Source organism: Amycolatopsis sp. cmx-4-83 (genome assembly GCF_046548815.1).
Classification (GTDB): domain Bacteria; phylum Actinomycetota; class Actinomycetes; order Mycobacteriales; family Pseudonocardiaceae; genus Amycolatopsis; species Amycolatopsis pretoriensis_A.
This window is the reverse complement of record NZ_JAEBEF010000002.1, coordinates 458,808-484,581: the sequence shown is the minus strand read 5'-3', so window position 1 is coordinate 484,581 and position 25,774 is coordinate 458,808. Positions and strand designations below refer to the sequence as shown.

Below are 25,774 nucleotides of genomic sequence, written 5' to 3'. Positions count from 1 at the left end.
CCGGGAAAGACCCGTGGGCCGCCACTGGGATACGACACGGAGATCTCGAATGGGTAACGACGATGGCAAACGGGTGACGACGTATCTGGCGCGCCCGGCTCACCCACTTGGCCCTCCGGAAGTCACGGATCCATGCGGGGAGATCACCATGGTTGTGCTCCGGTCGAGCACGCGGGAGGCGACCGCGCCGGCACCGGTCCGGGGTGGGGGCGGGACGTTCACCCCGGACCCGGCCACCGGCGGCGGGCGGTTCGCGGTGCCGCTCGACCTGCCGCCCGGTCCCGGCGGCAGCGCCCCGGCGCTGGCGCTGCGCTACACGACCGGCGCGCCCAACGGCCCGTTCGGCGGCGGGTTCGCGCTGCCGCTGCCGCACGTGCGCAAGACCGACGGCCACGCGCGGTCCGGGACGGCGGGCCGGCTCACCCGCCAGGGCGACGGCTTCGTGCTGACCACCCGGTCGGGCACCCGGCACTTCCTCGGCCCGGCCGGCGGCGACGGCTGGTACCTCGACCGGACCGAGGACGCGCTGGGCACGACGGCGACGTTCGGCTGGGCCCACCACAGCGGCCAGGCCTACCTCGCCCGCGTCGGCTACGGACCGTACGAAGTGGACTTCGCCTACGAGCCGCGGCCGGACGTGCTGCGCTGGGGCCGCGGCGGCACCCTCGTCACGACGGCGCTGCGCTGCGCGCGGATCGACCTGCGGGTGCCCACCGACCCGCGGCCGCTCGTCCGGCGGTGGACCCTCGGCTACGACCCCGACGACGTCACCGGCGCTTCGCTGCTGACGTCGGTGGCGCTGACCGGGTTCGACGCGCGGGGCGCCGAAGCCGCCGCCCCGGTGCTGCGGCTGGCCTACGCCCAGGTGGAAACCCCGGTGCCGCACCGGGTCCAGCTCGCCGCGAAGGCCCGCTCCGGCGGCGGCGTTTCGCTGCTCGACGCCGACGACACCGTGCCGTACTTCTCGTTCGAGGACCTTCCCCGCACCGGCCGGCTCAGCGAGATCGACAACGGCATCGGGCTGCGCACCGAAATCGAGTACACGACGGTGGAAACGATCCCGGTGGTCCGGCGCGTTTCCCGCCGCGAAACGGCCACCGGTCACGTGGGCGTGACCGAGTTCGACTACCACGACAGCCGGCTGCCGGTGTTCGGCCGGGTCGTCCAGGACGAGCTCGGCGACGAGCACGCGCCCACGCTGCGGACCGTGCGCTGGTTCGGCGACGACGGCCGGCTGGCCAAGGAAGAGACCTACGGCCTCGACGGCTCCCCCGAGCAGGACCGGCCGTACCGCCGGGTGGTGCACCTGCGCCGTCCACAGTGGACGCGTTCGGTCGTGAGCGAGTTCGAGCGGCGGCCGGACCCGGTTTCGGTCACCACGACCGAGACCGACCTCGACGCCGCCGGGAACCCGGCCCGGGTGGTCGAAACGGTCGAACGGGCCGGCCGGGGGCCCGTCGTGCGCGACACCCGCACGACGTACGCGACCGACCCCGACGGCCGCTTCGCGGCGCTGCCCGCGCGGGTCCGCACCGTGGACGCTAGCGGGAAGGTGCTGTCCGACCGGCTGTTCCGCTACGACGAGAACCCCGACGGCCGGGCCGGCGCGCACGGGCTGTGCACCGCGCGGGAGGAGCTGGTGCTCACCGACGCGCTCGTCGCCGACGTCTACGGCCCGGTGCCGCCGGACCTGCGCCACCACGGCTACCACCGCCGTCCGGGCGAGGACGGCTGGTGGATCACGACGTTCCACGGGCGGCTCGACACCGTCACCGGGCTGCGCACCGCCACGACCGACCCGCTCGGGCACACCGGCGAAGTGCGGTATTCGGCTGACCGCTGCTTCCCCGAGGTGGCCACGGATCCGCTCGGGAACGTGACGATCACGCGCCACGACGTCCGGACCGCGCGGGTGCGCGAGCTCGTCGACCCGGCGGGCGCGGTGACCACGGTGACCCACGACCCGTTGGGGCGCCCCGAAACCGTCGTCCGGCCGGGTGATTCGGCGGAGCTGCCGACCATCCGGTACCGCTACGACCTCCGCGGCCCGGCGCGGGTCACGACCGAGCAGCGCGCGGTGTCCGGCGAGGCGGAGGTGCTGCTGACGACCGAGGTGCGCGACGGCGCCGGCCGGCTGCTGGAGCGGCGGCACGCCGAACTGCTCGGCGACGTCGTCGACGAGCGCCACGAGTACTGCGCGCGCGGGTTCCTGCGCCGGACGAGCCGGTCCTTCCGCGACGGCGACCGCCCGCCCCCGCCGGAGCAGTTCCGCTACGACGCGCTCGGCCGCCCGCTCGCCGGTCGTGAAGGCCCCCGCGAGGAACTTGAAGGTGGCCTTCGCGACCTGCTCGGGCGGGAACTGCGGAGCGACGACGGCGTCGTGCTGGTACGGGACGCGGCGGGCAACCCGGTGGAAACGCGGACACCGGACGGCCACACGGTGTTCCGCGTCCACGACGCCGCCGGCCGGCCGGCGGCGGTGCTGGTCGACGACCCGCACGGCACCCCGCTCATCACGTTCACCCACCACGACGGCGGGCTCCCGGTCCCGCTCGGCGCCGGCCCGCACAGCTGCGGGCGGCTGGTGCGCGTGGCCGACGAGTCGGGCGTGACGCTGTTCGGCTACGACGCACTCGGCAACCCGGCCGAGAAGCGCTGGCGGCCCGCGCACGTCGCCGTCGAGTACCGCCTCGACGTGACGCGCCGCGCCGACGGCCGCCCGGCGAAGGTGGTCTACCCGGACGCCGGCGACGGCCGGCTGACGGTCCACCACCAGTACGACGAGGTCGGCAGGCTGGTGAGCGTGCCCGGCTTCGTCGACGCGGTGCACTACGACCTGCGCGGCCACCGCACGGCGGTCCACTACGCGAACGGCGTGAGCGAGGTGTGGACCGGCACCAGCCACGCGGTGAGCGGCCCGGGCGCCGCCTGGACCCGCGAACTCGGCCCGGCCCCGGACCCGCAACCGTTGTGCGGCACGGAAATCCGCGACGCGTTCGACCACCTCCGAGGCGTCCACGGCGACGACGGCGTCAACGCCCTGTACGGCTACGACCACACGGGCCGCCGCGTCCGAACCCTGGTCACGGACGGCACACGCATCCACGAAGTCCTGACCCCGGACGAGCTGTACGCCATCGAGGACGGCGAGCTGGTGGCGGTGGTGGCGGGCGCGGTCCGCCGCCACGCGAACGGCAGGCACCGCTACCTCCACTTCGACGGCGCAGCCGGGGTGGCGCTGGTGACCGACGAGAACGGCGCGGTGGTCACGGACCTGTGACCGGGGCGCGGGCAGAGCGCGGCGGCGGTGGCGCAGCAGCAGCGCGCGGCGGCGCGGCAGCGCGCGGCGGCGCAGCAGCGCGGCAGCGGCGCGCGGGCAGCGGCGCGGCAGCGGCGCGCGGGCAGCGGCGCGGCAGCGGCGCGCGGGCAGCGGCGCGGCAGCGGCGCGCGGGCAGCGGCGCGGCAGCGGCGGTGGCGCGGCAGCGGTGCGGCCGCAGCGGCAGCGCGCGGCGGCAGCGCGGATGTGGCGGTGGCGGCGCGGCGCCGCCGCGGCAGCAGCGCGAGCGCAGCGGTGCGGCTGCGCAGCAGCGGCGCGGGCAGCGCAGCGGCACGCCGGCGGCGCAGCGGCAGCGCAGCTGCAGCGGCGGCGGCCCAGCGGCGGCGCGGCTGCGCGGCAGCGGTGCGGCTGCGCGGCAGCGGTGCGGGCAGCGGTGGCGGCAGCAGCAGCTGCGCGGGCGGCAGCGGCGCGGGCGGCAGCGGCGCGGGCGGCAGCGGCGGCGGCGGCTGCGCGCGGGCAGCCGCCGCTGCGCGGCAGCTGCGCAACGGTGCGGCAGCGGCGGCGCGGGCGGCGCGGCAGCAGCGGCGGCGCGACACCAGCGCGGGCAGCGGTGGCGGCGCCGCGCGGCGCCGCAGCAGCGCGGGCGGCGGCAGTGGTGCAGCGGCTGCGCGACAGACAGCAGCAGTGCGGGCGGCGCAGCGGCAGCGCGGGCGGCGGCGGTGCCCCAGCGGCCCTGTGCCCCGGCGGCCATCGGCATCTCAGCAAGAGGCGGCCCCCATCGGCACCCGACCGCACCCGCTCGCCCAAGGGTCTCGAATGAGTCGTTCAGGACCTCCGAAGACCTGAACGACTCATTCAACACACCACCGTCAGTCCAGCACCGCCAGATCCAAGCGCTCCAGCCGCTCGGGGTCCGCCAGGATGTCGATCTCCACGATCCGCCCGCCGGCCACCGTGAAGCCGAGCACCGAGAACGGCCGTCCGTCGCGGGTTGCCACCACGCCCGCCGCGCCGTTGACCAAAGCCCGGCGGACCACGCCGCCGCCTGTGCCGAGGCGGGAGAACGTCAGGGCCTGGTTGGCCACCGCCGCCGCGCCGCGGACCTCGTCCGAACCGCCGTGGGCCGCGCCGCGGTCGGCGCGCAGGACGACCTCCGGGTCCAGGACCGAGACCAGCGCGTCGAAGTCGCCGCCGCGGGCCGCGGTCAGGAAGGCGTCGACCACTTCGCGCTGGCGGGCCAGGTCCGGGTCCGGCGCCACCGGCGCGCCCTGCACCCGGCGGCGGGCGCGGCTGGCGAGCTGCCGGGTCGCCGCTTCGGACCGGCCGACGATCGGGGCGATCTCCTCGAACGGCATCGCGAACATGTCCCGCAGCACGAACGCCAGCCGCTCGCCCGGGGTGAGCGTGTCCAGCACGACCAGCAGCGCCAGCCCGACCGAGTCCGCCATCAGCACCTCGTGCTCGGGGCCGGCGTCGTCGCGGCTGACGATCGGGTCCGGCACCAGCGCGTCCCACGGCTCCTCGCGCCGCGCCTTGCGCGAACGCAGCATGTCGAGGCAGACGCGGCCGACGACCGTGGTCAGCCAGCCGCCCAGGTTCTCGACGGCGGCGCTGTCGCTCCGGCTCAACCGCAGCCACGACTCCTGGACGGCGTCATCGGCTTCGCTCAGCGAGCCCAGCATCCGGTAGGCGACGGCCCGCAGGTGGTCGCGGTGGGTCTCGAAGCTCCGAGCCAAATCCGTCTTCGCGGGGGTCCGGGTGGCGAAGCCCCCGGCTCGGGGCGAAGCCCCGGATGGCACTGCATCGTCGTTCACGGGGCGGTCCTTTCGCGTGCGTCACCACCTTGACGTACCGCGCCCCGAAGATGTGACACGTCCGGTGATCCGCTCAGCGACGCGGGGAACAGCACCCCGTACACCACTTCGGCCCCGGTGACGCCGACCGCGGGCGCCACCGCGATCCGGATCGGCAACGACCGGGCCGGGGCACCGGATCCGGACCGGGTGTCACCGGGTCAGCTCGCGCAGCACCCGGGCCGGATCGATCTCGACGGCGCGGCCCGGGTCCCCGTCCGCATCGCTCCAGGCGACGGACGCCCACAGCTCGGCGTAGTCCCCGCGCTCGACACCGGGCAGCTGCCAGGTGAGCCGCGCCCCGTCGAGCTCGACGGCGTCGGCGGCCAGCCGCCCCGACCAGTACGGCGGCACGTGCCGCCCCTCGAGGGAACAACGGCGCAGCGCCTCGACGTCGGGGCCGCCGACGCTCACCACGGCGTCGGCGGTCCCGACGGTGAAAGCGCCTTCAGCACCGGCAGCGTCCGGTGGCGGATCGGCGAGCTCGGCCTGGACGACGAACTCGCTGAGCGCTTCCCGGGCCAGCACGCGGAAGATGACGGCTTCGCGGGTGACGCCGGGCTGCTCGGGCCGGGTGGTCCCGGAAAGCACGTCGAGCCGCACGGACCGGTGCCGCCACCGGCACAGCCGCGCACCGGACCCGAGGCCCCAGGTCAGCTCCGGTCTGGCCGGCACGTCCCAGCCACCCACGCGGACGGCGAACCGCACGTCCCCGAGCGGGGTGAGAACGTCGAGCGCCCTCGACGGCGCTCGCGACAGCAGCTCGGTGTCCAGCATGCAGTCATCCTTACCCCGCACCGGGACCCCGCACGCAAAGGTCACCCGTCCGTGGACAATGGACAGTGTGCTGACCTCGTTCGACGCCCAGCTGCGCGGCCGCGTGCCCACGCTCCCACCGGTCGGTGCGGTGATCGAGCGCGACGGCGCGGTCGTGCGCACCCACTACGGCACCCACGGCGAGGTGGACCACGGCCCGCTCCCGGACGACGGCCTCGGCGCGCTGGTCGCCCGCCAGGTCGAGGCCTTCGCCCGCCGGAACGAGCCGGTGGTGTGGCCGGTGTACCGCCACGACGGCGACGCGCTGCCCGAGTTGCTGCGCGCGGCGGGGTTCACCGCGGAGCCGGAACGCGCGGTCCTCGTCCGTCCGATCGGGACGGACACCGCCCCGATCCCCGGTGTCAAGGCCGACTGGCTCTCACTTCAGCTCGTCGCCGAGCTGGCCGGTGGCACCGGCCCGCACCGCCGTCCGTTCGCGGAGTTCCTCGCCGACTCGGCCCACCTGGACCGGGCGGCCGAAGTCCTGCTCGACGGCGACCGGGCCGCCTGGCTCGAAGCGGCCGGCGAGTTCGTGGTCGTGGGCGGCGTGACCGACCCCGGGTTCGCCGGCACGCTCGCCGGGCACGCCTGGAACCGCCCGGACGCGCGGTTCCTGCTCGCCGAAGCCACGGGTGCGCTGCGCGAAGCCTTCGAGGCGGCCGGGTTGCGCGAGATCACCACCGTCACCCGCTACCACCGGCCCTCGCCCGGCGAGCCGGCGCGGACCCGGCCGGTCCGTCGCCTGTTTTCCGAACCCGAGCACGACGACATCTGGGCCCGCTTCCGGGAGCGGTTCGCGTTCCGGCCCGACACCAGGGAGTTCCCCGGGATCACCGAACCGGCGAACTCGGCGACCTGGTACGTCGGCGACGCCGGGGACACCGCCGTCGACCGCTTCCTCGACACCATCTACAAGGGACTCCGCGAGTCCGTTGTGGACGGCGAAGAGCTGTACTGGCTCGACTGGCACCACGCCGGTTACCGCTTCGACCCCGCCCGGGTCGGCGGAGCCGGACCACGCCGGCCCGGCTCCGCCTTCCCGGGTGGCGACTACCACAGCTACCTCACCCGCGATCTCCGCCTGGGCACCTTCGGGCACCCGTGGGAGGAGACGATCTGCGTGTTCGGCGACCTCCGCACGCGGATCGACGCCGAACTGACCGCGGCGCTCGGAAAGCCGCTCCGGCGCTCAGAACCCTGACGTCCCGTGCGGCGTGCCCAACCCCGTCGGCCCGTCGTAGCCGGTGCCCGCCGTGCACAGGTACGTCCCGCCGCAACTGCCGTTGGAGCCCGACGTCACGTCGTACAGCCCGTCGGTGTGCGCGTACGGGTACGACCCCGACGTCACGGAGTTCCCAGCCAGCGCGTACACGCTCGCGATCACCGGGGACGACAAGCTCGTGCCGCCGACCTGGATCCAGCCGTCGGCGCCCTGGGCGAGGCCCAGTGACAGCAGCAGGTCGCAGAACGACGAGCTGCCGCAGCTGTTGTACGTGTCGTAGACGCCGAGCCCGGTGGCCGGGTCCGCCACCGCCGAGACGTCCGCGACCGTCCTCTTCGCACACCCGGTGTCGTGCTGCCACGCCGGTTTCGCCTCCAGCGCGGAACACCCCGAGCCGCTGCCCTTCCACGTCGTCTCGGTCCAGCCGCGGGCGGTCGTCGTGGACTTCTTCAGGGTCGTGCCGCCCACCGCCGTGACGTACGGGGACGAAGCCGGCCAGCTGACGCCGTAGCCGGAGTCGCCCGAGGACGCCGTGACCGCGATGCCCGGGTGGTTCAGGTGGGCGTCCGCGGCGAGGATCGTCGAGTCCTCGGTGCCGCCGTAGCTGTTGGAGATCGCCACCACGCCCGGCGTCGCCGCCGCGGTGTCGACCGCCGTCATCAGTGGGTCGGTGTCCGGGGAATTCGCTTCCACCAGAAGGATGTCGCAGTCCGGGCAGGTCGCCGACACCGCGTCGAGGTCGAGGCTGATCTCCATCGCCCAGCCGTAGTCGGGCGCGGGCAGCGGACTCGCCGCGCCGTTCTGGTTGACCTTCTTGAAGCAGCCGTTGGCCGTCGTGCACGGCGAAAGCCCGCGCGCGGACCGGAACTTGGCCAAGTCGGCTTCGGCCGTCGGCGCGTCCTGAGCGTCCACAATGGCCACTGTCCTGCCGTTCGCGTGCAGCCCGCCGAGGTTGTACGCGGCCTGGATTTCGGCCGGCCCGTAGCCGACCGGGGTCGAATTCAGCAGCGGGCCGGAGCCCTTCGGTGACCGGATCGACTTGCCGAGGCAGCGGAACTTGCCCGAGGTGGCGCAGCCGAAGTCGACGACGCCACCGCTTTGCAGCGGGGCGGCTTCGGCGGTCGAGGTGGCCACCACCAGCGGGGCCGCGACGAGGGAGAGGACGACGAGGGATCGGAGCAACCGTGGAGGCGCCATTGCCTACTCCTCGGTAGGGGACGAGGTGTGGCACGGGATCGTCGCATGTCACTCGACCGAGGTCACCCGGCAGAAGGATGTTTCTCGGTTCAGCCATTCGCCCACCGCGCGGTCAATCGGGCAAAGGGCTACGAACCGCTTCACCCGTTCGCGTATTGGTCCAGACAAGTGTTACCTAAACGTGACCAAAGTGCCGGTAGCCGGGAGCTACTTTGTTGTGACTCGCAACAAATGCCTCGTGGATCCCCAACGGCGGAGGTGTCACGGCGTGAACCGGACCTTGGACAAGCTTCGACGACGCGGCCCGAGGCTCGCGCTCGTCGCCTCGGCACTGCTGGTGGCGGCCGGGCTCAGCGCCCCCGCCGCCCTCGCGGCCGACGACTACACCCAGAGCGTCACCCAGCTGAGTTCGACGCAGCTGCAGCTCAACTTCACCCCGACGACCCCCGCGGTGTACGTGGACGTGCACTACACCGGCGTCCCGGGCGTCGGCCAGCAGAACGTGCGGATGGTCAACGGCTCCGGCACCTGGCGGACCACCGTCAGCGGCCTGAGCACCGGGAACACGCTCGACTACTGGTTCACCTACGAGAAGAGCGGGCCGCAGTACGACACCCCGCACTTCTCCTACACCGTCGGCGGCAGCTCGACGACGGTCGCGGCGCCGACGTTCAGCCCGCCCGGCGGCACGTACTCGGCCGCCCAGACGGTGACGATCAGCAGCGCCACCTCCGGCGCGACCATCCGGTACACGGTGGACGGTTCGACGCCGACCGCGTCCTCGACGCTCTACAGCGGACCGATCAGCGTCCCGAACTCGCGCACGGTCAACGCGATCGCGCTCAAGTCCGGCTCGACGACGTCCCCGGTGTCGAGCGCGACCTACACGATCGGCACCCAGGCCGGCTGCCCCACGCAGTCCGACACCCCGAACTTCGGGCCGAACGTGCGGATCTTCGACCCGGGCATGTCCGCGGCGACGATCCAGGCGCAGCTCGACACGGACTTCAACAACCAGAAGGATACGCTGACCGCGCAGATGGCGGACCGGCGCGTCGCCCACCTCTTCAAGCCGGGCACGTACTCGGGCGTGCACGACAACGTCGGGTTCTACACCTCGGTGGCCGGCCTCGGCCAGAACCCCGGTGACGTCCTGATCAACGGCGACGTCACCGTCGACGCCTTCAACGCCTCCGACAACGGCGTCGCGCTGCAGAACTTCTGGCGCTCGGCGGAGAACATGGCGGTCAACCCGTCCGGTGGCCAGGAACGCTGGGCCGTCGCGCAGGCCGCGCCGTTCCGCCGGATGGACGTCCGCGGCGGGCTGCAGCTGTACCCGGCGAGCTACGGTTTCGCCAGCGGCGGCTACATCGCCGACACCAAGGTGGCCGGCCAGGCCGCGTCGGTTTCGCAGCAGCAGTGGTACACCCGCGACTCGCAGCTCGGCAGCTGGGCCGGCGGCGTCTGGAACATGGTCTTCTCCGGCACCAGCGGCGCGCCGGCGAACACGTTCCCGAACCCGCCGGAGACCACGCTGGCCACGACCCCGGTCTCGCGGGACGTGCCCTACCTCTACGTCGACGGCAGCGGCAAGTACCGCGTGTTCCTGCCTTCCCTGCGCACCAACGCTTCCGGCCCGAGCTGGGCGAACGGCAGCACGCCCGGCACTTCGGCGCCGATGAGCCAGTTCTACGTCGTCAAGTCCGGTGACACGGCCTCGTCGATCAACAACGCGCTCGCCGCGGGCTGCAACCTGTTCTTCACGCCGGGCGTCTACCACCTCAACCAGACGCTCAACGTGACCAAGGCGAACACGACCATCCTCGGCATCGGCTACCCGACGCTGGTGCCCGACAACGGCGTCAACGCGATGCAGGTGTCCGATGTGGACGGCGTGCGGCTCAAGGGCCTGCTCTTCGACGCGGGCACCACGAACTCGCAGGCGCTGCTCACGGTCGGGCAGTCCGGCTCGTCGGCGTCGCACGCTTCGAACCCGACGACGGTCCAGGACGTGTTCTTCCGGATCGGCGGCGCGATCGCCGGCAAGGCGACGAACAGCCTGATCGTCAACAGCGCCAACACGATCATCGACCACATCTGGGCGTGGCGCGCCGACCACGGCAACGCGGGCACGTACGGCTGGAACACGAACACGGCCGACACGGGGCTCGTGGTGAACGGCGCGAACGTGCTGGCCACCGGCCTGTTCGTCGAGCACTACCAGAAGTACCAGGTGATCTGGAACGGCCAGGGCGGGAAGACGATCTTCTTCCAGAACGAGATGCCCTACGACGTCCCGAACCAGGCGTCGTGGAACGCGCCTTCGGGGGTCGCCGGGTACGCCGCGTACAAGGTCGGGGCGAACGTGACTTCCCACGAGGCCTGGGGTCTCGGGAGTTACTGCTTCTTCGACACGAACCCGGCGGTGTCCAGCTACCACGCGTTCGAGGTGCCGAACACCAGCGGCGTGCGGTTCCACGACCTGCTGACGGTTTCGCTCAACTACCGCGGCACGATCACGCACGTGATCAACGACGCGGGCGGCGTCACGCCTTCGGGCACGGTGCCGGTCAACGTGGTGAACTACCCGTAGGCACGGGTGATCGGCGGCCCCGCATCCCGGCCCGGGTGCGGGGCCGCCGTGCGTTCAGGCGACGTGCAGCACGGCGTCGGCCCGCTCGAGCAGTTCCCGGGTGAGCGGCGCGTAGCGGCGGTCGGCGTCGTCGCGGGTGCGCCCGGCCGGGATCTCGGCGGTCAGCCGCCAGGTGTCGGTGCCGCGTTGCAGCACGCCTTCGTAGGTGTCCGCGGCCGGCTCGCCGAGGCCGAGGGCTTCGCTGTGGCCGAGGCTGCCGGCGACGAAGGCGTACCGGCCGCCGAGCCGCGACGCGACGATCTCGCCCGCCCCGGACCCCAGGTGGCTGTTGTGCGCGAACACCAGGGTCCGGCCGGGCTCCGAAGCGTGGATGTCCAGGAGGTTCCGGGCCATGATCACCGCGCGGGCGCCCGCGAGCCGCGCGATCCTCGTCTCCTGATCGCCCGGTCGAGCCGACGCCGCGTGGTAGCGCAGCAGGTCGAGCCCGGCGGCGGCGTGGATCCTCGCGCGGCGCGAAGCCGTTTCGACGCGGGCGTCGAGGGCCGTCAGGAGGTCGTCCGCGATGACGCGCAGCTCGCGGGCCTCGGGCGACGCGCCCGGTGACGCGGCCGGGTCGAGGATCGCTTCGGCGCGGCTCCACCGTTCGTCGTCGCCGGTCAGCGTCGCGATGTCGACGTCCAGGCCGAGGTAGTCGCGTGCGTGCTCCAGGTAGGTGCGCGGGCTGGGCGCGCTGAACATCTCCGTCGGGGCGTCGAAGCCGTGGCAGGTCAGCCGCTCGTCGGCGGTCTCGTTGTACTCGCGCAGCCAGGCGAGCAGCTGCTGGTTGGCGTCCAGCTCACCGAAGCCGTGGGAGAACCCGCCGTCGAGTGCGGCGACGCGGTCGGTCTCCAGCGCGATGGACCGGAACCCGTGCTCGGCGAGCCGCGCGAACAGCTCGTTGCGGATCCGCGCGAAGGCCGGTTCGAAGTGGGTCGGCTCGCCGATCGCGAGCAAGCCGGCCGTGCAGTCGGTGATGTCCATGTGGTTGAATCGTATCCTTGAACACCCGGTTGAGACCTGCTGACCTGGCCCGCGAGCACGGCCTCTCCACGCAGGCGGTCCGCAACTACGAGCGGGACGGTTTCCTCCCGCCCGCGTCGCGCACCGAGAGCGGCTACCGGGTTTACACGGAGGCGCACGCGGCCGCGCTGCGGGCGTTCCTGGCGCTGGTCCGGGCCTACGGGCACGTGACGGCGGGCGGGATCATGCACGCCGTCCACGACGACGACCTCGACCGGGCCCTGACGCTCGTCGATCGCGGCCACGCGCTGCTGTCGCGCGACCGCGAAACCCTCGCCGCGGTCCGGCAGGCGGTCGGCCACCTGGTGCCGGAGGGGCACCCCCATGACCTGCCGGCCGGAACCGGGTGGTCCATCGGCGAGCTGGCCCACCGGCTTGGCGTGACCGCGGCGACCGTGCGGGCGTGGGAGCGCGCGGGCATCCTCGTCCCGGTCCGGAACCGCGCCACCGGCTACCGCGTCTTCGGGGCGGCCGACGTCCGCGACGCCGAACTGGCCCACCTCCTGCGCCGCGGCGGCTACCCGCTGGCGCACATCGCGACGGTGGTCGAGCAGGTCCGCACGGCCGGCGGCACCGACTCGCTGGCCCGCGCTTTGGCCGGCTGGCGGGAAAAGCTCACGCAGCGGGGCCTGGCCATGCTCGACGCGGCCGCCCGGCTCGGGGAGTACGTGCGGCTACGGCCGTGACTTCGGGTGCAGGCGGTCGTATTCGAGCGCGGCCGTGTGCTGGGTGCGCACGGGCAGGGACTGCTCCTTCTCGGCGTCGTCCAGGTCGTTGAGCCCGAGCTGCACGGCTTGGCGGATCTGCTCGCGGTTGTCGCGCACGACGGCGGAGAAGAAGTCGTCGATCCGCGGGTCGAGCAGGACTTCGAGCAGCACGCGGAACGAGGTGTCGACGCACGCGCGCACGATCTCGTCGTGGAACGGCAGCCGCTTGAGCTTCCCGAGCTGCGGGTCGGCGGCGATCTTCTCGGTGATGATCGCGCGCAGCTCTTCCTTGTTGGCGCCGAGCGACTTGGCGAGGTTTTCCGGGTAGTTCCCGGTTTCCAGCACCTTGACGACCTCATCGAGCACCGCGATGGTCACGGGTTTCTTGATGGCCTTCACGATCGGCTCGGACAGCTTGTCGACGAGCCGGTAGGTGAACTGCTCCCCGACGGCCCGGTCCGCGGCCCGTCCGATCCGGACCAGCAGCAGCACGACGGTGACGAATTTGTGCGCGACCATCGCGGGGTGCGCGACCGGGATCATGGCGAACAGCTCGTACCAGTTGCGCACCAGGAACTTCTTGGCCCACCGGCGTTTCCGCCACCGCCACAGGAATTCGAGGAGGAACACCCCGCAGATCCCGCAGTCGACGTAGAAGATCACCAGCCCGGCGTCCCGCGCCGGGGGGCTCAGCACCATGAACCCCAGCAACCCGACCGACCCGGCGGCGAGGATGAGCATGATCCAGTCGTCGGCGCGCACGTTCCCGGGCAGGATCCCGCTGTTGAGCTCCGGCTCGCGGGCGTCGCGAAGGGTGGCCATGCCCGATCATGGCACGCACCCGCCCGATCAGCCGCTTCACCACTCGCGTCGCTAATCAAACAGACGGTTGACACAGTAGTCCGTCTACCTGATTATCGGTACCACCGAGACGGACGGGGGACGACGTGGACAAGCACGCACTCAGGTGGTGGGCACTGGCGGTCGCCGTGCTCGCCGTCCTGGTGGACATGATCGACAACCAGATCGTGGCGGTCGCCCTGCCGACGATCCGGCGCGAGCTCGGCACCGGCGAGGCCGCGCTGCAGTGGATTTCGGCCGGTTACGCGCTCGGGTTCGCGCTCACGCTGATCACCGGCGGGCGGCTCGGCGACCGGCACGGGACGAAGAAGGTGTTCGTGGGCGGCATGCTCGTGTTCACCGCCGCCTCGCTGGTCGCGGGCCTCGCCGGGCACGCCGGTGTGCTGATCGCCGCGCGGGTGGTGCAGGGCGTCGGCTCCGGGCTGATGGTGCCGCAGGTCCTGTCGTTCGTCCACGCGGAATTCGACGAGCGGGAGCGGCCGAAGGCGATGACCTGGTACGCGGCGGCGTTCCCGCTCGGCGGGCTCGCCGGGCCGCTGCTGGGCGGCGCGCTGACCGAAGCGGACCTGTTCGGCACCGGCTGGCGGGCGATCTTCCTGGTCAACGTGCCCATCGGCGTCCTCGCGCTGCTCGGCGCGCTGGGCACGATGGCGGACCGGCCGGGCTTCCGGCGGCACCGCATGGACCCGGTGGGCCTCGCGCTGCTGACCGCGGCCTTGTGCGCCCTGTTCTACCCGCTGGTGCAGGGCCGCGAGCTGGGCTGGCCGATGTGGACGGTCGCGCTGCTCGTGGCGGCCGTCCCGCTGTTCGGGGTTTTCGCGCTGCACCAGCGGTTCCAGTTCCACCGCGGCGGCGAACCGCTGGTCCCGCCCGACCTGCTGCGGCACCTCGCCGGCGGCCAAGCGGTGCTGTTCTGCGTCACCACGGCGACCGGCGTGTTCTTCGTCCTGACCCTGCACCTGCAGCTGGGACTCGGGTTTTCGCCGTGGGAAGCGGCGTTGACGTTCGCGCCGTCGACGCTCGGCATCGTCGCGGGCAACGTCCTCGCGATGCGCCTGGCGCCCCGCCTCGGCCGGGCCTTCACCGCGGGTGCCGTGGGCGTACTGCTGGCCGGACTCGTCGCGATCGCCTTCCTGGTAACGGATCCCGCGTTGCCCGGCTGGGCCCTGCTGCTGCCGGTGATCGCCGTCGGGCTCGGGATGGGCGCGGTGCTCAACGCGCTGTTCGCCGCGTCGATGGCGGAAATCCCGCCCGGACGAGCGGGCGCGGCGTCCGGCGTCGTCAACACCACCGTCCAGCTCGGCACGGCGACCGGGATCGCGTTGTCCGGCACCGTGTTCTTCGCCCGGCTCGACGGCGGATCGGCGTCGGCGACGGCGGGCGCGCTCGCGGTCAGCGCCGGCGTGCTGGTCCTCGCCCTCATCCTTTCGGCGAACAGAGTCAAGCAGCCGGTTGACGTATAGTCGCGGGCGTGACCGCCTCGAAGCCGCGCCGTTCGCCGAAGCCCCAGGAGCGGCAACGGGATCCGGAACGCACCCGCCGCCTGATCCTCCAGGCGGCGGGCGCGGAGTTCGCGGCGAAGGGCTACGCGGGCGCGCGGATCGCGGCGATCGCGACGCGCGCCGGGGTGAACCAGCAGCTGATCTCGTACTACTTCGACGGTAAGGAAGGCCTGTACCGCGCGCTGTCCGAGCAGTGGACCGAGCGGCAGGGCGAGCTGGTCTCGCCGGACATGCCCTTGGCGGAGCAGGTCCGGCGCCACGCGCTCGAGGGCACGACGGGCCGCGACGGCATGCGGCTGGTGGCGTGGTCCGGGCTGGAGTACGAAGGCGCCGAGTCGGATCCCGACCACGAACCCCGCACCCGGCGCCTGCTCGGGACGGTCGAACGGATCTCCGCGCTGAAGGAGGCGGGCAGCCTGCCGGAGTGGATCGACCCCGAGTGCCTCACCATCCTGCTGATGTCGGCCGCGATGGCCCCGGTGACCCTGCCGCACGTGGCCGAGGGGCTGACCGGGACGGACCCGGCGTCCCCCGAATTCGTGCGGCGGTACGCCGACCAGCTCGCGAAGCTGGTCGAGCACCTCGGGGCCTAGCCCGCCAGCACCTCGCGCAGCTTCGCCGCGAACGCCTCGGGCTTCCCCGCATAACCGTGTTCCCCGCCCAGGAAACCGCCGTGGTGACTGGGAAAGACGATCGCTTGCCGGCCCAGCGCCGCGGCCGTCGCGAGCGCGGCGCGCCCGGTCATCTCCTCGATGGACTCTTCCCCGACGCCGATGACGATCCGGGTCGGCGCCGCCGTCAGCGCGTCGACGTCCGGCCGGTAAGCCGTGACCGCCAGGGAACGGTCGGACAGCAGCGGGTCGTCGCGGCGGCCGTCGTCCTCGGCGGGCATGCCGAACTGGGCGGGGTCCGCCGGCGGGAGCGCGAAGTAGTCGTCGGTGAACTCGCCCTTCCACGACGCCAGCACCATGAACGCCGCCATCCCCGCGCCGAAACCGCCGTCCCGGTACGCGTCCCGCATCAGCTGCCCGGCCCGCTCGGCCGCGGCCGCGTCGGGCAGCATCCCGGTCAGCGGCGGCTCGTGGGCGACGAGCGTGCCGACGTCGTCCGGGTGCGCCGTCACCAGCGCGAGCGCGGCGACCGCACCCCCGCTGCTGCCGAACACGTCGACCGGCCCGGCGCCGAGCGCCTGGATCACGGCGTGGAGGTCACCGGCCTGGACGTCGGGCACGTGCTCGACGCGGCCGTCCTTGCGGACGCTGCGGCCGATCCCGCGCGGGTCGTAGGTGACCACCGTGCGGTCGGGGAAGTGCGAGGCCAGCGAGCCGAAGCCGTCGGCGGCCATCGGCTGCCCGACCATGAGCAGCGGCCGTCCGCCCGAGCCGTGGACGTCGTAGACGATGTCGGCCCCGGGCGTTTCCAGCGTGTGCGTCGACGTCATGGGGTCACTCTCCCAGAGCCAGGCCGCCGGCGACGGCCTTGACGTGGCTGAGCCCGGGCACCTGCACCGGGACCGTGGCCCACCACGGGTACGCGGTGACGCCCTGCCCCAGTTCGAGATCGTGGTTGTCGCCCCAGCCCCAGACGGTCCCGTCGGTCTTGACGGCGTACCCGCCGCCGCCGAAGATCCCGATCGCCCCGACGCCGCTGAAGTCGCGCACCGGGACCGGCACCGCCGACGTGCAGTTCGGGCTGGTGTCGGTGAATTCGCAGCTGACGCCGTTGCCGAGCCGGCCGCGGTCGTTGGCGCCCCAGGCGACGACGGTGCCGTCGCTGCGCAGCGCGTACGCACCCGACCAGTTGCCGGTCACGTCGGTGACCCCGGTCAGGCCGGACACCGGCACCGGGGTGCGGGACAGGCAGCTCGACGTCGTGCACGCGACGCCGTTGCCGAGCTCGTTGTGGGTGTTGTCGCCCCACGCCCAGACAGTGCCGTCGGTCTTGACGGCGTAGGCGCTGTAGCCGTCGCCGCTGCTGATGGTCCGGACGCCGCTCAGGCCGGAAACGCGCACCGGCGTGGCGGAACTCGCCGCCGTGGAGCCGTTGCCCAGCTCGCCGCGGGTGTTGCTGCCCCAGGCCCAGACCGTGCCGTCGGACTTCAGCGCGTACGCGGTGTCGCGGGCCGCGGCGATGGCCGTGACGCCGGTGAGGCCGGCGACCTGCACGGGCGCGTCGACGGTCTGCCCCCACTGCCAGACGGTGCCGTCGGAGCGCCGGGCGAACCCTTCGGCGTCGCCGGCGGCGATGGCCGTGACCGAGGTGAGCCCGACGACCGGGACCGGCGCGCGGGAGGCCCCGCCGAACCAGCCGTTGCCCAGTTCACCGGTCCAGTTGTGGCCCCAGCTCCGGACCGTCCCGTCGATGCGCAGCGCGTACCCGTGGGAGATCGAGCCGGCGATGGCGACGACGTCGCTCAGCCCGGCCATCGTCTTCGGCGTGCCGATGTACCCGGTGCCCTGGTGCCACGAGTAGCTGCCCCACGTCGAGACGCACTGGTTGAAGCAGTCGGCGAGCGGCAGGGTGAAGTAGCCGGACAGGTCGGCCGTGACGTCGACCGTGCCGGCGCGGTTGTGGACGTAGACGGAGCGGTCGACGTCGTAGGAGGCGTTGACCGCCGGGCCGACTCCGGACACGACGGGCGCCGCCGCCACCGAGACGGTCTGCCCGGGCGCGAGGGACAGGCCCGGGTCGGGCTGGCTGCTCTTCCCGCTGTCCCACGCCGTGATGGCGGTGGTCGCGGTGGCGGAGTAGCCGGTCACGTTCAGGGCGACGGCGAGCGCGTTCGAGGGGATCGACGGCTGCAGCCGGTACGCGATGTCGCTGTTCGCACCGATCTTCCTGGGCTTGCCGTCCCCCGTCCCGAGCCCGCTGCGGGTGTCCAGCACCCGCTCCGGGGCGACCGGGGTGAAGTAGGCGCCGTAGTCGGTGGCGTAGAAGCCGACGAGGTCGGCGTAGGACTCCACCTGGCCGGCCAGGTTGTAGAAGTCGATCGACCGGTCCGCGCCGATCTTGACGGTGACCAGGTTCGTGCCCTGCCCACCGGGGTAGGCGGCGACGTTGGCCATGGTCGGCCGCGGCGTGCTGTGCGGGAAGACCGTGGCGTAGGTGGCGGCGGACGGGTTGGTCAGCGTCAAGGCGAACGTCACCGCGGTGGCGGTCGCGGGCACCTCGTCGGCCAAGCTCAGCTTCGTCGTGGTGCCGTTGCCGAGCCAGTCGATCAGCAGCCGCGAGGGACTGACCGGCGTGTACCGCGAGCCGGCGTCGGTCGTGTAGTAGCCGACGATGCTGGCGATGAGGTGGGCGGACCCGGCCTCGTTGTAGAAGTCGACGGTCCGATCGGCCCCGACCTGCACGGTGACCTGGTTGGACCGCCGCTTGCCGGCCTGCACCTGGAGGCTCGGCAGCACCGGCCGTGCCTGCCCGTGCGTGAAGGCGGTGACAGCGGTGTCGGCGGTCGGGCCCTCGACCCAGAGGTTGACGACGACGGCGGTGGTGTTGACGGGCGCGAGCGAGGCGGCACTGCCGGTCACGGTGGTCTTCGCGCCGACGGGCCCGACGGGGATCCCGACCCCGCGAACGGTGTCGAGGAACCGAGTCGGCTGCACGGCGGTGAAGGAGGAGGCGGGCGAGGTGACCGCCGCTTGAGCGGCTGGTGCGGCCACTCCCGGGAGGAGTGCGGCCACCAGGGCCGCGACGAGCGCAAGTGGACGTGACACAGCCATGGTTCCCCCCAAGGACACCCGGATCGGGCTTGGCCGGACTCTATGCCGGTTTTCGGCGGAGGGGTAGCGGCTGTTAGGCGGAGTGCCGGTCATCGGGTTCTCCCTCCATCCGCGAGGCGGCCGATGGCCGACTCGATCGCGCCCACCCGGTCGGCCAGCAGGCCCACCGCGCCGACCGCGCGGCTCATCGGGTCTTCGTCGTCCCCGCCGAGCGCCTGGGCCCGCAGGTAGGCGGCCTTGACGTCGGCCCAGCGCCGGGCCTGTTCGCCGGACAGCTTGCCGCGCAGCTCGGCCAGCTTGAGCAGGTTCGCTTCCGCGCCCGAAGTCAGCGTTTGCGCCTCGCCGGCGTAGTGGTCGTCGATCAGTGCCTCGAGTTCCGCGTCGTTCATCGCGGGCACGATCCGCTCGGCCAGCTTGTTCATGTTCCGGTACGAGCCCTGCAGCTGGAACGGCGGTTCGGTGCGGGACGAGTCCGCCTGCGCCGCCGACGCGATGTACGCCTCGTTGTTGGCCAGCACCGTCCGCTGCACGCGCGCCAGTTTCCGGAGCACGGACAGGATCTGCTCCAGCTCCGTCGCCGAATACGCGTGCGCCAGCTGGTCGGCGCGGACGGTCCCGTCGCCGCGGGCCAGCCGGACCAGGACGTCCACATCGGACCGTTCGCGCGAGACGAGCGGGGCCAGGACGGCGTTCGACGTGAGCGCGTTCTCGATGTAGCTGAGCGCGAAGAGCTCTTCCTTGCCGGACAGCACGTCGCCGAGGTTCCACACGTCGGCGCGGTTGGCGAGCATGTCGGGGATGCGGAACCGCTTGCCCTGCTCGGTGTACGGGTTCCCGGCCATGCAGACCGCGAACCGCTTGCCGCGCAGGTCGTAGGTCCGCGTGCGGCCGTTCCACACGCCTTCCATCCGCCGCTGCGCGTCGCACAGCGAGATGAACTTCTGCAGCAGCTCCGGCGACGTGTGCTGGATGTCGTCGAGGTACAGCAGCACGTTGTTGCCCTGCTCCAGCGCGAACGAGATCTTTTCGACCTCCTGCCGCGCGGTCGCGTCGGGCGCGTCCGCCGGGTCGACCGAAGTGACGCCGTGGCCGAGCGCCGGCCCGTTGACCTTCACGAAGACCAGGCCCAGCCGGCTGGCGACGTACTCCATGAGCGTCGTCTTGCCGTACCCCGGCGGCGAGATCAGCAGGAGCAGGCCGGACTGGTCGGTGCGTTTGGCGTCCCCGGTCGCGCCGAGCTGCTTGGCCAGGTTGTCGCCGATCAGGGGCAGGTAGACCTCGTCGAGCAGCCGGTTCCGGACGAACGCGCTCAGCACCTTCGGCCGGAACTCGGCCAGCCGCAGCCGTTCGCGTTCGGCCGCCACCAGCTCGTTGCGCCGCCGCTGGTAGGTGCGGAAGGCCGGCACGCGGTCGCGCCGGAAGCGGCGGGTCCGGGCGAGCGTCTCGTCGAGCCGCAGCGTCATCGACCGCCCGGCGATCCGCGGGTGCGTGCCGAGCAGGCCGTCCACAGTGGTCTCGAGCGTCGCCGAAGAGTCGTACCGCGGGAGGTCGCACAGCTCGATCGCGACGGTCTCCGGCAGCTCGTCGGCCGGGAGGCCGACGGAGTCCGAAAAGGACTTGAGCCAGGCTTCGGCGAGCTGGTACCGGTCCGCCAGGTCCTCGAGGGACCGCAGGTCGGCGGTGAAGCTGCGCCGGTCGAGCCGGAACTTGTCCAGCAGTGCGCGTGCGCCGCCGCTGGTGACGAACCCGGGCGGGGTGACGGCGAGTTCCTCGACCAGGTACTCTCCGGCGAACTCGGTGTCCAGCGACAGCCCCGCGCCGTCGAGGAACGTCGTGAGCGCGCCGGTCAGTTCCCGCGCCAGCTCGTCGATCGCCGGGGTGTGGCCGAACGCCTCCCGCACCCGCGCGAGCGACGCGGCCCGTGTCGTCCACGCGGACTTCGCGCGCTCTTCGGCGCCGAACGCCCAGAACAGCTGCGCCGCCGCGCGGGCCGCGGGCGGGTACCGCAACAGGCCCGCGGCGGACCGCAGGCGCAGCAGGGCGGCCAGGATCGCGGCCGCGTCGTGGTCGTGCACGCCCCGCGCGTAGCCCTCGTCGTAGCGCTCCCCGGCCACGCTCCGCACGACTTCGAGCAGGTCGGCTTCGACCAGCTCGGCCTGCGGCCGCTCGGCGAGGATCGACGTCGCCAGGTACTCGGCCCGGTACACCTCCGGCGACTCCGAAACCAGCAGCTGCTCCCAGTACGGCCGCGTCGCCTCGAAGGCCTCGTCGCGCACCGGCGACCGGTAGTCGGTGCCGGTGATCGCGAACTTCATCGTGCCGTCGTGCGGCACCAGCGTCAGGTCGATGTCCTGGGTGTTGACCGCGAAGGTGTGGCGGCCGAGGCGGAGCGTCTCGCCGCCGTCGCCGTAAAGGTCCAGCCGGTCCCGCAGCGCCCGGCCGGCCTCCTGCCGGGCGGCCTTCACGCGGCCTTCGAGTTCCTCCGCGCGGACCTGGTCGCCGAGCTCACGCAGTTCCCCGACGACGCCGCGCAGCTTGGCGACCATCGGATCGGCCGCGAAGTAGGTGTTGATCTCGTCGACCGAGCCGAGCGAACCCACCCGGCGGCCCACGCTGCCCAGGATCCGTTCCGCCGAGTCGACCAGCCGGTCCGCCCGCCGCGCCCGCTCGTCGAGCAGCGCCTGCTTGCGCGAGGAGAACGCTTCGTAGACGTCGGTGCGCTTCTCCCCGAGCGAGGCCAGGAAGTCGTCGAACTCGCCGAACCGCGACTCGAGGTTTTCCAGCTGCAGCAGCAGCCGGCCCAGCTGCTCGTCGCAGCGCGCCGGGGTGTCCGCGACCGCGAGGCCGCCGGTGATGGCCTGCGCGAGCAGCGCGAACTCGGCGGCGAACTCCGCGCGCCCCTCGGTCTCGAGCAGTTCCTTGCGCCGCGCGCCGAGGGTCGCCCGTGCGCGGTTGACGGCGCCGATGACCTCGCCGACGCGCTCCAGGATCTTCGTGCGCACGACGGCGTCGGCGATGTCGAGGCTGCCCACGACGTCGGTGAGGACCTCGAGGCCGCCGGACTGCTCGTTGAGCCGTTCCGCGACCGGGGCGGCTTCGGCCACCGTCGTGATCGCGCCGGCCGAGGTGATCAGCCCCGCCACTTCGGCGTGGTAGCCGGTGAAGGCGTCCTCGCCCTGCAGGAACCGCACGGCTCGCTGCGCGGCTTCGGCGAAGTCGGTGTCCAGGCCGGCGATCAGCGCGTCGACCCGGGCGGTGTCGGCGTAGCGCAGCTCCCGCACGGTGACCAGGCGCCCGCGGGCCCGGTGCAGCTCGGCGAGGCGCCGCACCCACGCGTCCGCCGTGTTCAGCGCCTCGCCGCGCACCCGCCGGACGAGGGACGCGGTGTCCGCCTCGGCCGTGTCGACCGCTTCCGCCGCCTGCGCGGTCAGCGAAGTGACCGTTTCGAACTCGTCGAGCACCTGCTCGGCCGTGACGCGGACGTCGGACAGCGGCGCGCGCAAGTCGCCCAGCTCGGCCTCGCCGAGCCAGTGGTAGTGGTCGAACACCCGCGCGCAGGCCGCGATCAGCGCCTCGAACACCGCCGCCGACGGCGCCATGTCGTGGACCATCGTGGTGATCGAGAGGCAGTCCGAGATCCCGCGCACGAGGTCGGCGTTCCCGACCCGCTCCAGCGGCCCGGTGCCGGCCGGCTGCGACGCGGCGTAGGTGTCCGACTGGAACGGCGTCCGCCAGACCTGCATCGGGTGGACCCGGCTCGGCTCGTCGGACAGCGCCCGGAACAGGATCATCGTGCCGTCGTCGAACAGCGAGTAGCCGTGGCACGGGATCGGGCTGGCGACCTCTTTCCGGATCACGTTGTACGGCAGCAGGAGCGAGCGCCCCTCGACCCGCGCGTGGAAGACGTACAGCACGTCCTCGCCGTTGGGCGAACGGATCACGCGTTCGAACTCGAGACCGTCCACTGTGGTGTCGAACGTCTTGCTGACGCCGGTGTCGAGGTAGTAGCCGCCGGGGAAGATGATGCCGTGGTCCTCGGGGAGCCGCTGGCACGCCTGCCCGATGCCGTCGAGGCGCGCGACGTCCTGGGTGCGCGTGTTGAACACCAGGTAGCGGTACGTGGTTTCCTTGTACGGCAGCATGCGCAGCAGGATCAGCGGCCCGATCCGGGCGTAGGAGACCTCCGCGTCGGCGAGGCTCTGCAGCGGCTCGTCGACCGGTTCGGTGTAGACGCCGGCCCCGGTTTCGGTGTTGTTCTCGACCTTGACCGTCAAGTTGCCGCCGACGGTCTCGACGAACACGTCGTCCTCGATCGAGATGTGCGGGTGCCGGCCGAGGACGTGGTCCTCGCGCGTGGTCTCGATCCACTCGAAGTCGTGCGACGGCGGGAAGACGTGGTCGCGCTCGCCGCGGCTGTCCACGTAGGACACCGCGCCGTCGGCCGCGACCGCCCACCGCAGCACCCGGATGTCCTCGGTCCGCGGGCCGATCTGGAACACCGCGAGCAGTTTCCCGTCCAGCCGGCGAAGCTGCAGCAGCTTCGCCTGGCGGTAGTACCGGTACAGCTCGCCGAAGTCCCGCCCGAACTGCTCGTCGCGCAGCAGTTCGGGCAGCTCGTCGGCGCTGACGTCGTCGAACCGGAACGCGCCTTCGTCGTGGCTGAAGCGCTGCAGCGAGAAGACGTCGTCGATCGCCGTCTCCGGCTTGAGCCCGATGAAGACGTTGTAGCCGAACAGCAGCCGCCCGTCGACGGCGACGATGTCCCGCGGTACGCAGTTGTTCGCCGTGCGGATGCGTTCGGTCCCGATCAGCGCGAGCTGCGCGCTGCCGAAGACCGCCAGCCGCCGCGCGTTGAGTTCGTCCGCGCGCTTCGCCAGCTCGGCCGCCTGCGCGGCGAGCCGGACGCGGAGCACGTCGTACGTGCCCGCGTCCAGCTCCGTCTCGGTCGTGGTCACTGCTTCGCGGCGACGACCGTCGCGACCGACGTCTCGGCGAGACCGAGCCGCTGCGCCATGCTCAGCAGCTCACGCAGCTTGTCGCCGTCGGGACCGCCCGCCTGCAGCTGCTTGGCCAGGAAGGCCGACAGCGTCAGGTTCTTCACGTCTTCGGTGCTGACCGCGCCGAGCAGCTTGGTGAGGTCTTCGGTGAAGCTGCCCGCCCCGTCGAGCCAGGGCCCGGCGAGCGACTGGACGACGTCGGAGTTCTGCACGAAACCGTCCACGCTCTTGCCGAGGCCGATCGAGCCGACGATCCGGTCGAAGAACATGGTCTCGCCGCCGACGATGTCGATGTCGGCCTTCTCCAGCCCGACGCTGAGCACGGTGGCCTGCGCCTCGGCGACGTCCCGCTGCACGTCGAGCGCGGCCAGCCGGATCTCCTTCTCCGCTTCCAGCCGCAGCCGGTACTCCTCGTGCTCCCGGCTCGCGGCGTCGAGCGCGGCCATCGCCGCGGCCTTTTCGGTGAGGCCCTCGGCCTCGCCCTTCAGCCGGTCGCGCACCGCACCGGCGGCCACGATCGCCTTCTCGCGTTCGACGATCGCCTCGGCGCGGCCGACCTTCTCCAGCGCGTCGGCGCCGCGCTCCTTGACCAGCGCGGCGGCGAGCCCGGCGGCGGCCTCCTCGGCCTGGATCCCTTCGGCCAGCCTGATCTTGGCCCGCGTCTCCAGCTCGGCGGCCTGCTGGCGCGCCTCGGCGAGGGTCAGTTCCTCGCGGGCCTTGTACTTCGCGGCCTGTTCCGCGGCCTCCGCAGCCTTGATGCCCTTGACCAGGTGCTCCTGCGCTTCGGCCTCGGCCCGGATGACGGTCGCCTCTCGCGAGCGCTGGGCCTCCTCGACCACGCGCAGCTTCTTGATGTTCTCTTCCTGTTCGGCCACGGTCTTCTCGACGGCGATCCGCTCGCGGACCACCTCGGCGATCGACCGCTTCTCGGTTTCGAGCTCCTTGTCCTTCGCGATCCGGGAAAGCTCGGTCTCGCGCTCGCGGCCGATCACCTCGAGCAGGCGGTCCTTTTCGATCCGCTCGGACTCGATGGCGATGACGCGCTCGCGGTTCTTGCCGGCCACCTCGATCTCGCGCTGCTGGTTCTGCTGCTGGATGCCCAGCTGTTCGTCCGTGCGCAGCTGCGCCGCCTGCGCCTTGAGCCGTTCCTCCGCCTGCACCTTGGCGATCTCGGCTTCTTCGCGGGCCCGCATGGTCTCGACCTCGCGGCGCTGCTTGATCTCCGCGTCGGTCTGGCGGCGCTCCAGTTCGAGGATCGCTTCCCGGGCGTCGACGTTCTGGCGGGTGATCTCTTTTTCTTCGTGGCGCCGGAACTCGTTGGTGCGCACGTGCTCGATCGCGGTCAGCTCGGTGATCTTGCGGATGCCTTGCGCGTCCAGGATGTTCGCCGCGTCGAGCGAGGCCATCGGCGTCTGCTCGAGGTAGTCGATGGCCGCGTCTTCCAGGCTGTAGCCGTTGAGGTCGGTGCCGATGACGCGGATGATCTGGTCGCGGAACTCGTTGCGCTTGGTGTAGAGGTCGACGAAGTCCAGCTGCTTGCCGACGGTCTTGAGCGCCTCGGAGAACTTCGCGTTGAACAGTTCCTGCAGGGTGGTCTGGTCGCTGGCGCGTTCGGTGCCGATCGCCTGCGCGACCTTCACGACGTCCTCGACGGTCTTGTTCACCCGCACGAAGAAGGAAATCCGGATGTCGGCACGGATGTTGTCCCGGCAGATCAGGCCTTCCTGCCCGGTGCGCTCGATGTCGATCGTCTTCACCGAGATGTCCATGACTTCGGACTTGTGCAGCACGGGCAACACGATCGCGCCGGTGAAGGTGACGTCCACGTTCCGCACCTTCGAGATGATCAGCGCCTTGCCCTGCGGCACCTTGCGGAACAGCCGGCTGACGACGAACAACAGCACGAGGAGGATCAGGACCACGACGGCGATCAACACGCCGGCCCCCAGGCCGATGGCATCCATTCCA

Annotated in this window: 16 protein-coding genes; 6 read left to right on the top strand and 10 right to left on the bottom strand. The window is 72.2% G+C overall.

The window, feature by feature from the left end; translation table 11 throughout:
* Positions 1–148: 148 nt before the first annotated feature.
* Entirely contained in the window at positions 149–3,280 is a 3,132-nt protein-coding gene (locus ACLJQM_RS07315; protein ID WP_410630526.1) for a SpvB/TcaC N-terminal domain-containing protein, read from the top strand.
* Here ACLJQM_RS07315 and ACLJQM_RS07310 read toward each other — a convergent pair.
* From ACLJQM_RS07310 to ACLJQM_RS07300, 3 genes are all read right to left on the bottom strand, one after another.
* Positions 3,205–3,873, bottom strand: a complete 669-nt coding sequence (locus tag ACLJQM_RS07310; protein ID WP_410630524.1) for a hypothetical protein — start codon at positions 3,871–3,873, stop codon at positions 3,205–3,207. The genes ACLJQM_RS07315 and ACLJQM_RS07310 overlap by 76 nt on opposite strands.
* A 273-nt stretch (positions 3,874–4,146) precedes the next feature.
* Entirely contained in the window at positions 4,147–5,013 is an 867-nt protein-coding gene (locus ACLJQM_RS07305; protein WP_410630806.1) for a sigma-70 family RNA polymerase sigma factor, read from the bottom strand.
* 270 nt (positions 5,014–5,283) lie between these two features.
* The gene (locus ACLJQM_RS07300) at positions 5,284–5,907 is read right to left on the bottom strand and encodes a hypothetical protein (protein ID WP_410630523.1); all 624 of its coding nucleotides are present in this window, start codon (positions 5,905–5,907) and stop codon (positions 5,284–5,286) included.
* 67 nt (positions 5,908–5,974) lie between these two features.
* Here ACLJQM_RS07300 and ACLJQM_RS07295 point away from each other — a divergent pair, with 67 nt between their 5' ends.
* The gene (locus ACLJQM_RS07295) at positions 5,975–7,147 is read left to right on the top strand and encodes a DUF2716 domain-containing protein (RefSeq protein WP_410630522.1); all 1,173 of its coding nucleotides are present in this window, start codon (positions 5,975–5,977) and stop codon (positions 7,145–7,147) included.
* Here the strand turns inward: ACLJQM_RS07295 and ACLJQM_RS07290 are convergent.
* Positions 7,136–8,365 (bottom strand): peptidase S8, encoded by a 1,230-nt coding sequence (locus tag ACLJQM_RS07290; protein WP_410630521.1) that lies wholly within the window; start codon positions 8,363–8,365, stop codon positions 7,136–7,138. The genes ACLJQM_RS07295 and ACLJQM_RS07290 overlap by 12 nt on opposite strands.
* A 268-nt stretch (positions 8,366–8,633) precedes the next feature.
* Here ACLJQM_RS07290 and ACLJQM_RS07285 point away from each other — a divergent pair, with 268 nt between their 5' ends.
* Positions 8,634–10,958 (top strand): chitobiase/beta-hexosaminidase C-terminal domain-containing protein, encoded by a 2,325-nt coding sequence (locus ACLJQM_RS07285; RefSeq protein WP_410630519.1) that lies wholly within the window; start codon positions 8,634–8,636, stop codon positions 10,956–10,958.
* Positions 10,959–11,012: 54 nt separating this feature from the next.
* On the opposite strand, the gene ACLJQM_RS07280 is transcribed toward ACLJQM_RS07285, so the two are convergent.
* Positions 11,013–11,978 carry an erythromycin esterase family protein gene (locus ACLJQM_RS07280; protein WP_410630518.1) on the bottom strand — a complete coding sequence of 322 codons (966 nt, stop codon included), beginning with the start codon at positions 11,976–11,978 and terminating at the stop codon, positions 11,013–11,015.
* Positions 11,979–11,995: 17 nt separating this feature from the next.
* On the opposite strand from ACLJQM_RS07280, the gene ACLJQM_RS07275 reads away from it, so the two are divergent.
* Complete coding sequence (locus ACLJQM_RS07275) at positions 11,996–12,703, top strand: TioE family transcriptional regulator (RefSeq protein WP_410630517.1); 708 nt, start codon at positions 11,996–11,998, stop codon at positions 12,701–12,703.
* Here the strand turns inward: ACLJQM_RS07275 and ACLJQM_RS07270 are convergent.
* Complete coding sequence (locus ACLJQM_RS07270) at positions 12,692–13,546, bottom strand: ion transporter (RefSeq protein ID WP_360783405.1); 855 nt, start codon at positions 13,544–13,546, stop codon at positions 12,692–12,694. The two genes, ACLJQM_RS07275 and ACLJQM_RS07270, sit on opposite strands and share 12 nt — an antisense overlap.
* A 125-nt stretch (positions 13,547–13,671) precedes the next feature.
* Here ACLJQM_RS07270 and ACLJQM_RS07265 point away from each other — a divergent pair, with 125 nt between their 5' ends.
* Together ACLJQM_RS07265 and ACLJQM_RS07260 are read left to right on the top strand one after the other, a co-directional pair.
* Entirely contained in the window at positions 13,672–15,048 is a 1,377-nt protein-coding gene (locus ACLJQM_RS07265; RefSeq protein WP_410630516.1) for an MFS transporter, read from the top strand.
* Between the two features lie 8 nt (positions 15,049–15,056).
* Positions 15,057–15,680: a TetR/AcrR family transcriptional regulator gene (locus ACLJQM_RS07260; RefSeq protein ID WP_410630515.1), complete on the top strand. Its 624-nt coding sequence runs from the start codon at positions 15,057–15,059 to the stop codon at positions 15,678–15,680.
* Here ACLJQM_RS07260 and ACLJQM_RS07255 read toward each other — a convergent pair.
* The 4 genes from ACLJQM_RS07255 to ACLJQM_RS07240 all read right to left on the bottom strand — a co-directional run bounded on the left by ACLJQM_RS07255 (position 15,677) and on the right by ACLJQM_RS07240 (position 25,770).
* The gene (locus ACLJQM_RS07255) at positions 15,677–16,528 is read right to left on the bottom strand and encodes an alpha/beta fold hydrolase (protein WP_410630514.1); all 852 of its coding nucleotides are present in this window, start codon (positions 16,526–16,528) and stop codon (positions 15,677–15,679) included. The two genes, ACLJQM_RS07260 and ACLJQM_RS07255, sit on opposite strands and share 4 nt — an antisense overlap.
* Positions 16,529–16,532: 4 nt before the next feature.
* Complete coding sequence (locus tag ACLJQM_RS07250; protein WP_410630513.1) at positions 16,533–18,803, bottom strand: RCC1 domain-containing protein; 2,271 nt, start codon at positions 18,801–18,803, stop codon at positions 16,533–16,535.
* Positions 18,804–18,898: 95 nt separating this feature from the next.
* Positions 18,899–23,764, bottom strand: a complete 4,866-nt coding sequence (locus ACLJQM_RS07245; protein ID WP_410630512.1) for a DNA repair ATPase — start codon at positions 23,762–23,764, stop codon at positions 18,899–18,901.
* Positions 23,761–25,770, bottom strand: a complete 2,010-nt coding sequence (locus ACLJQM_RS07240) for a flotillin family protein (protein ID WP_410630510.1) — start codon at positions 25,768–25,770, stop codon at positions 23,761–23,763. Before ACLJQM_RS07240 ends, ACLJQM_RS07245 begins: the two co-directional genes overlap by 4 nt.
* Positions 25,771–25,774: the final 4 nt, after the last annotated feature.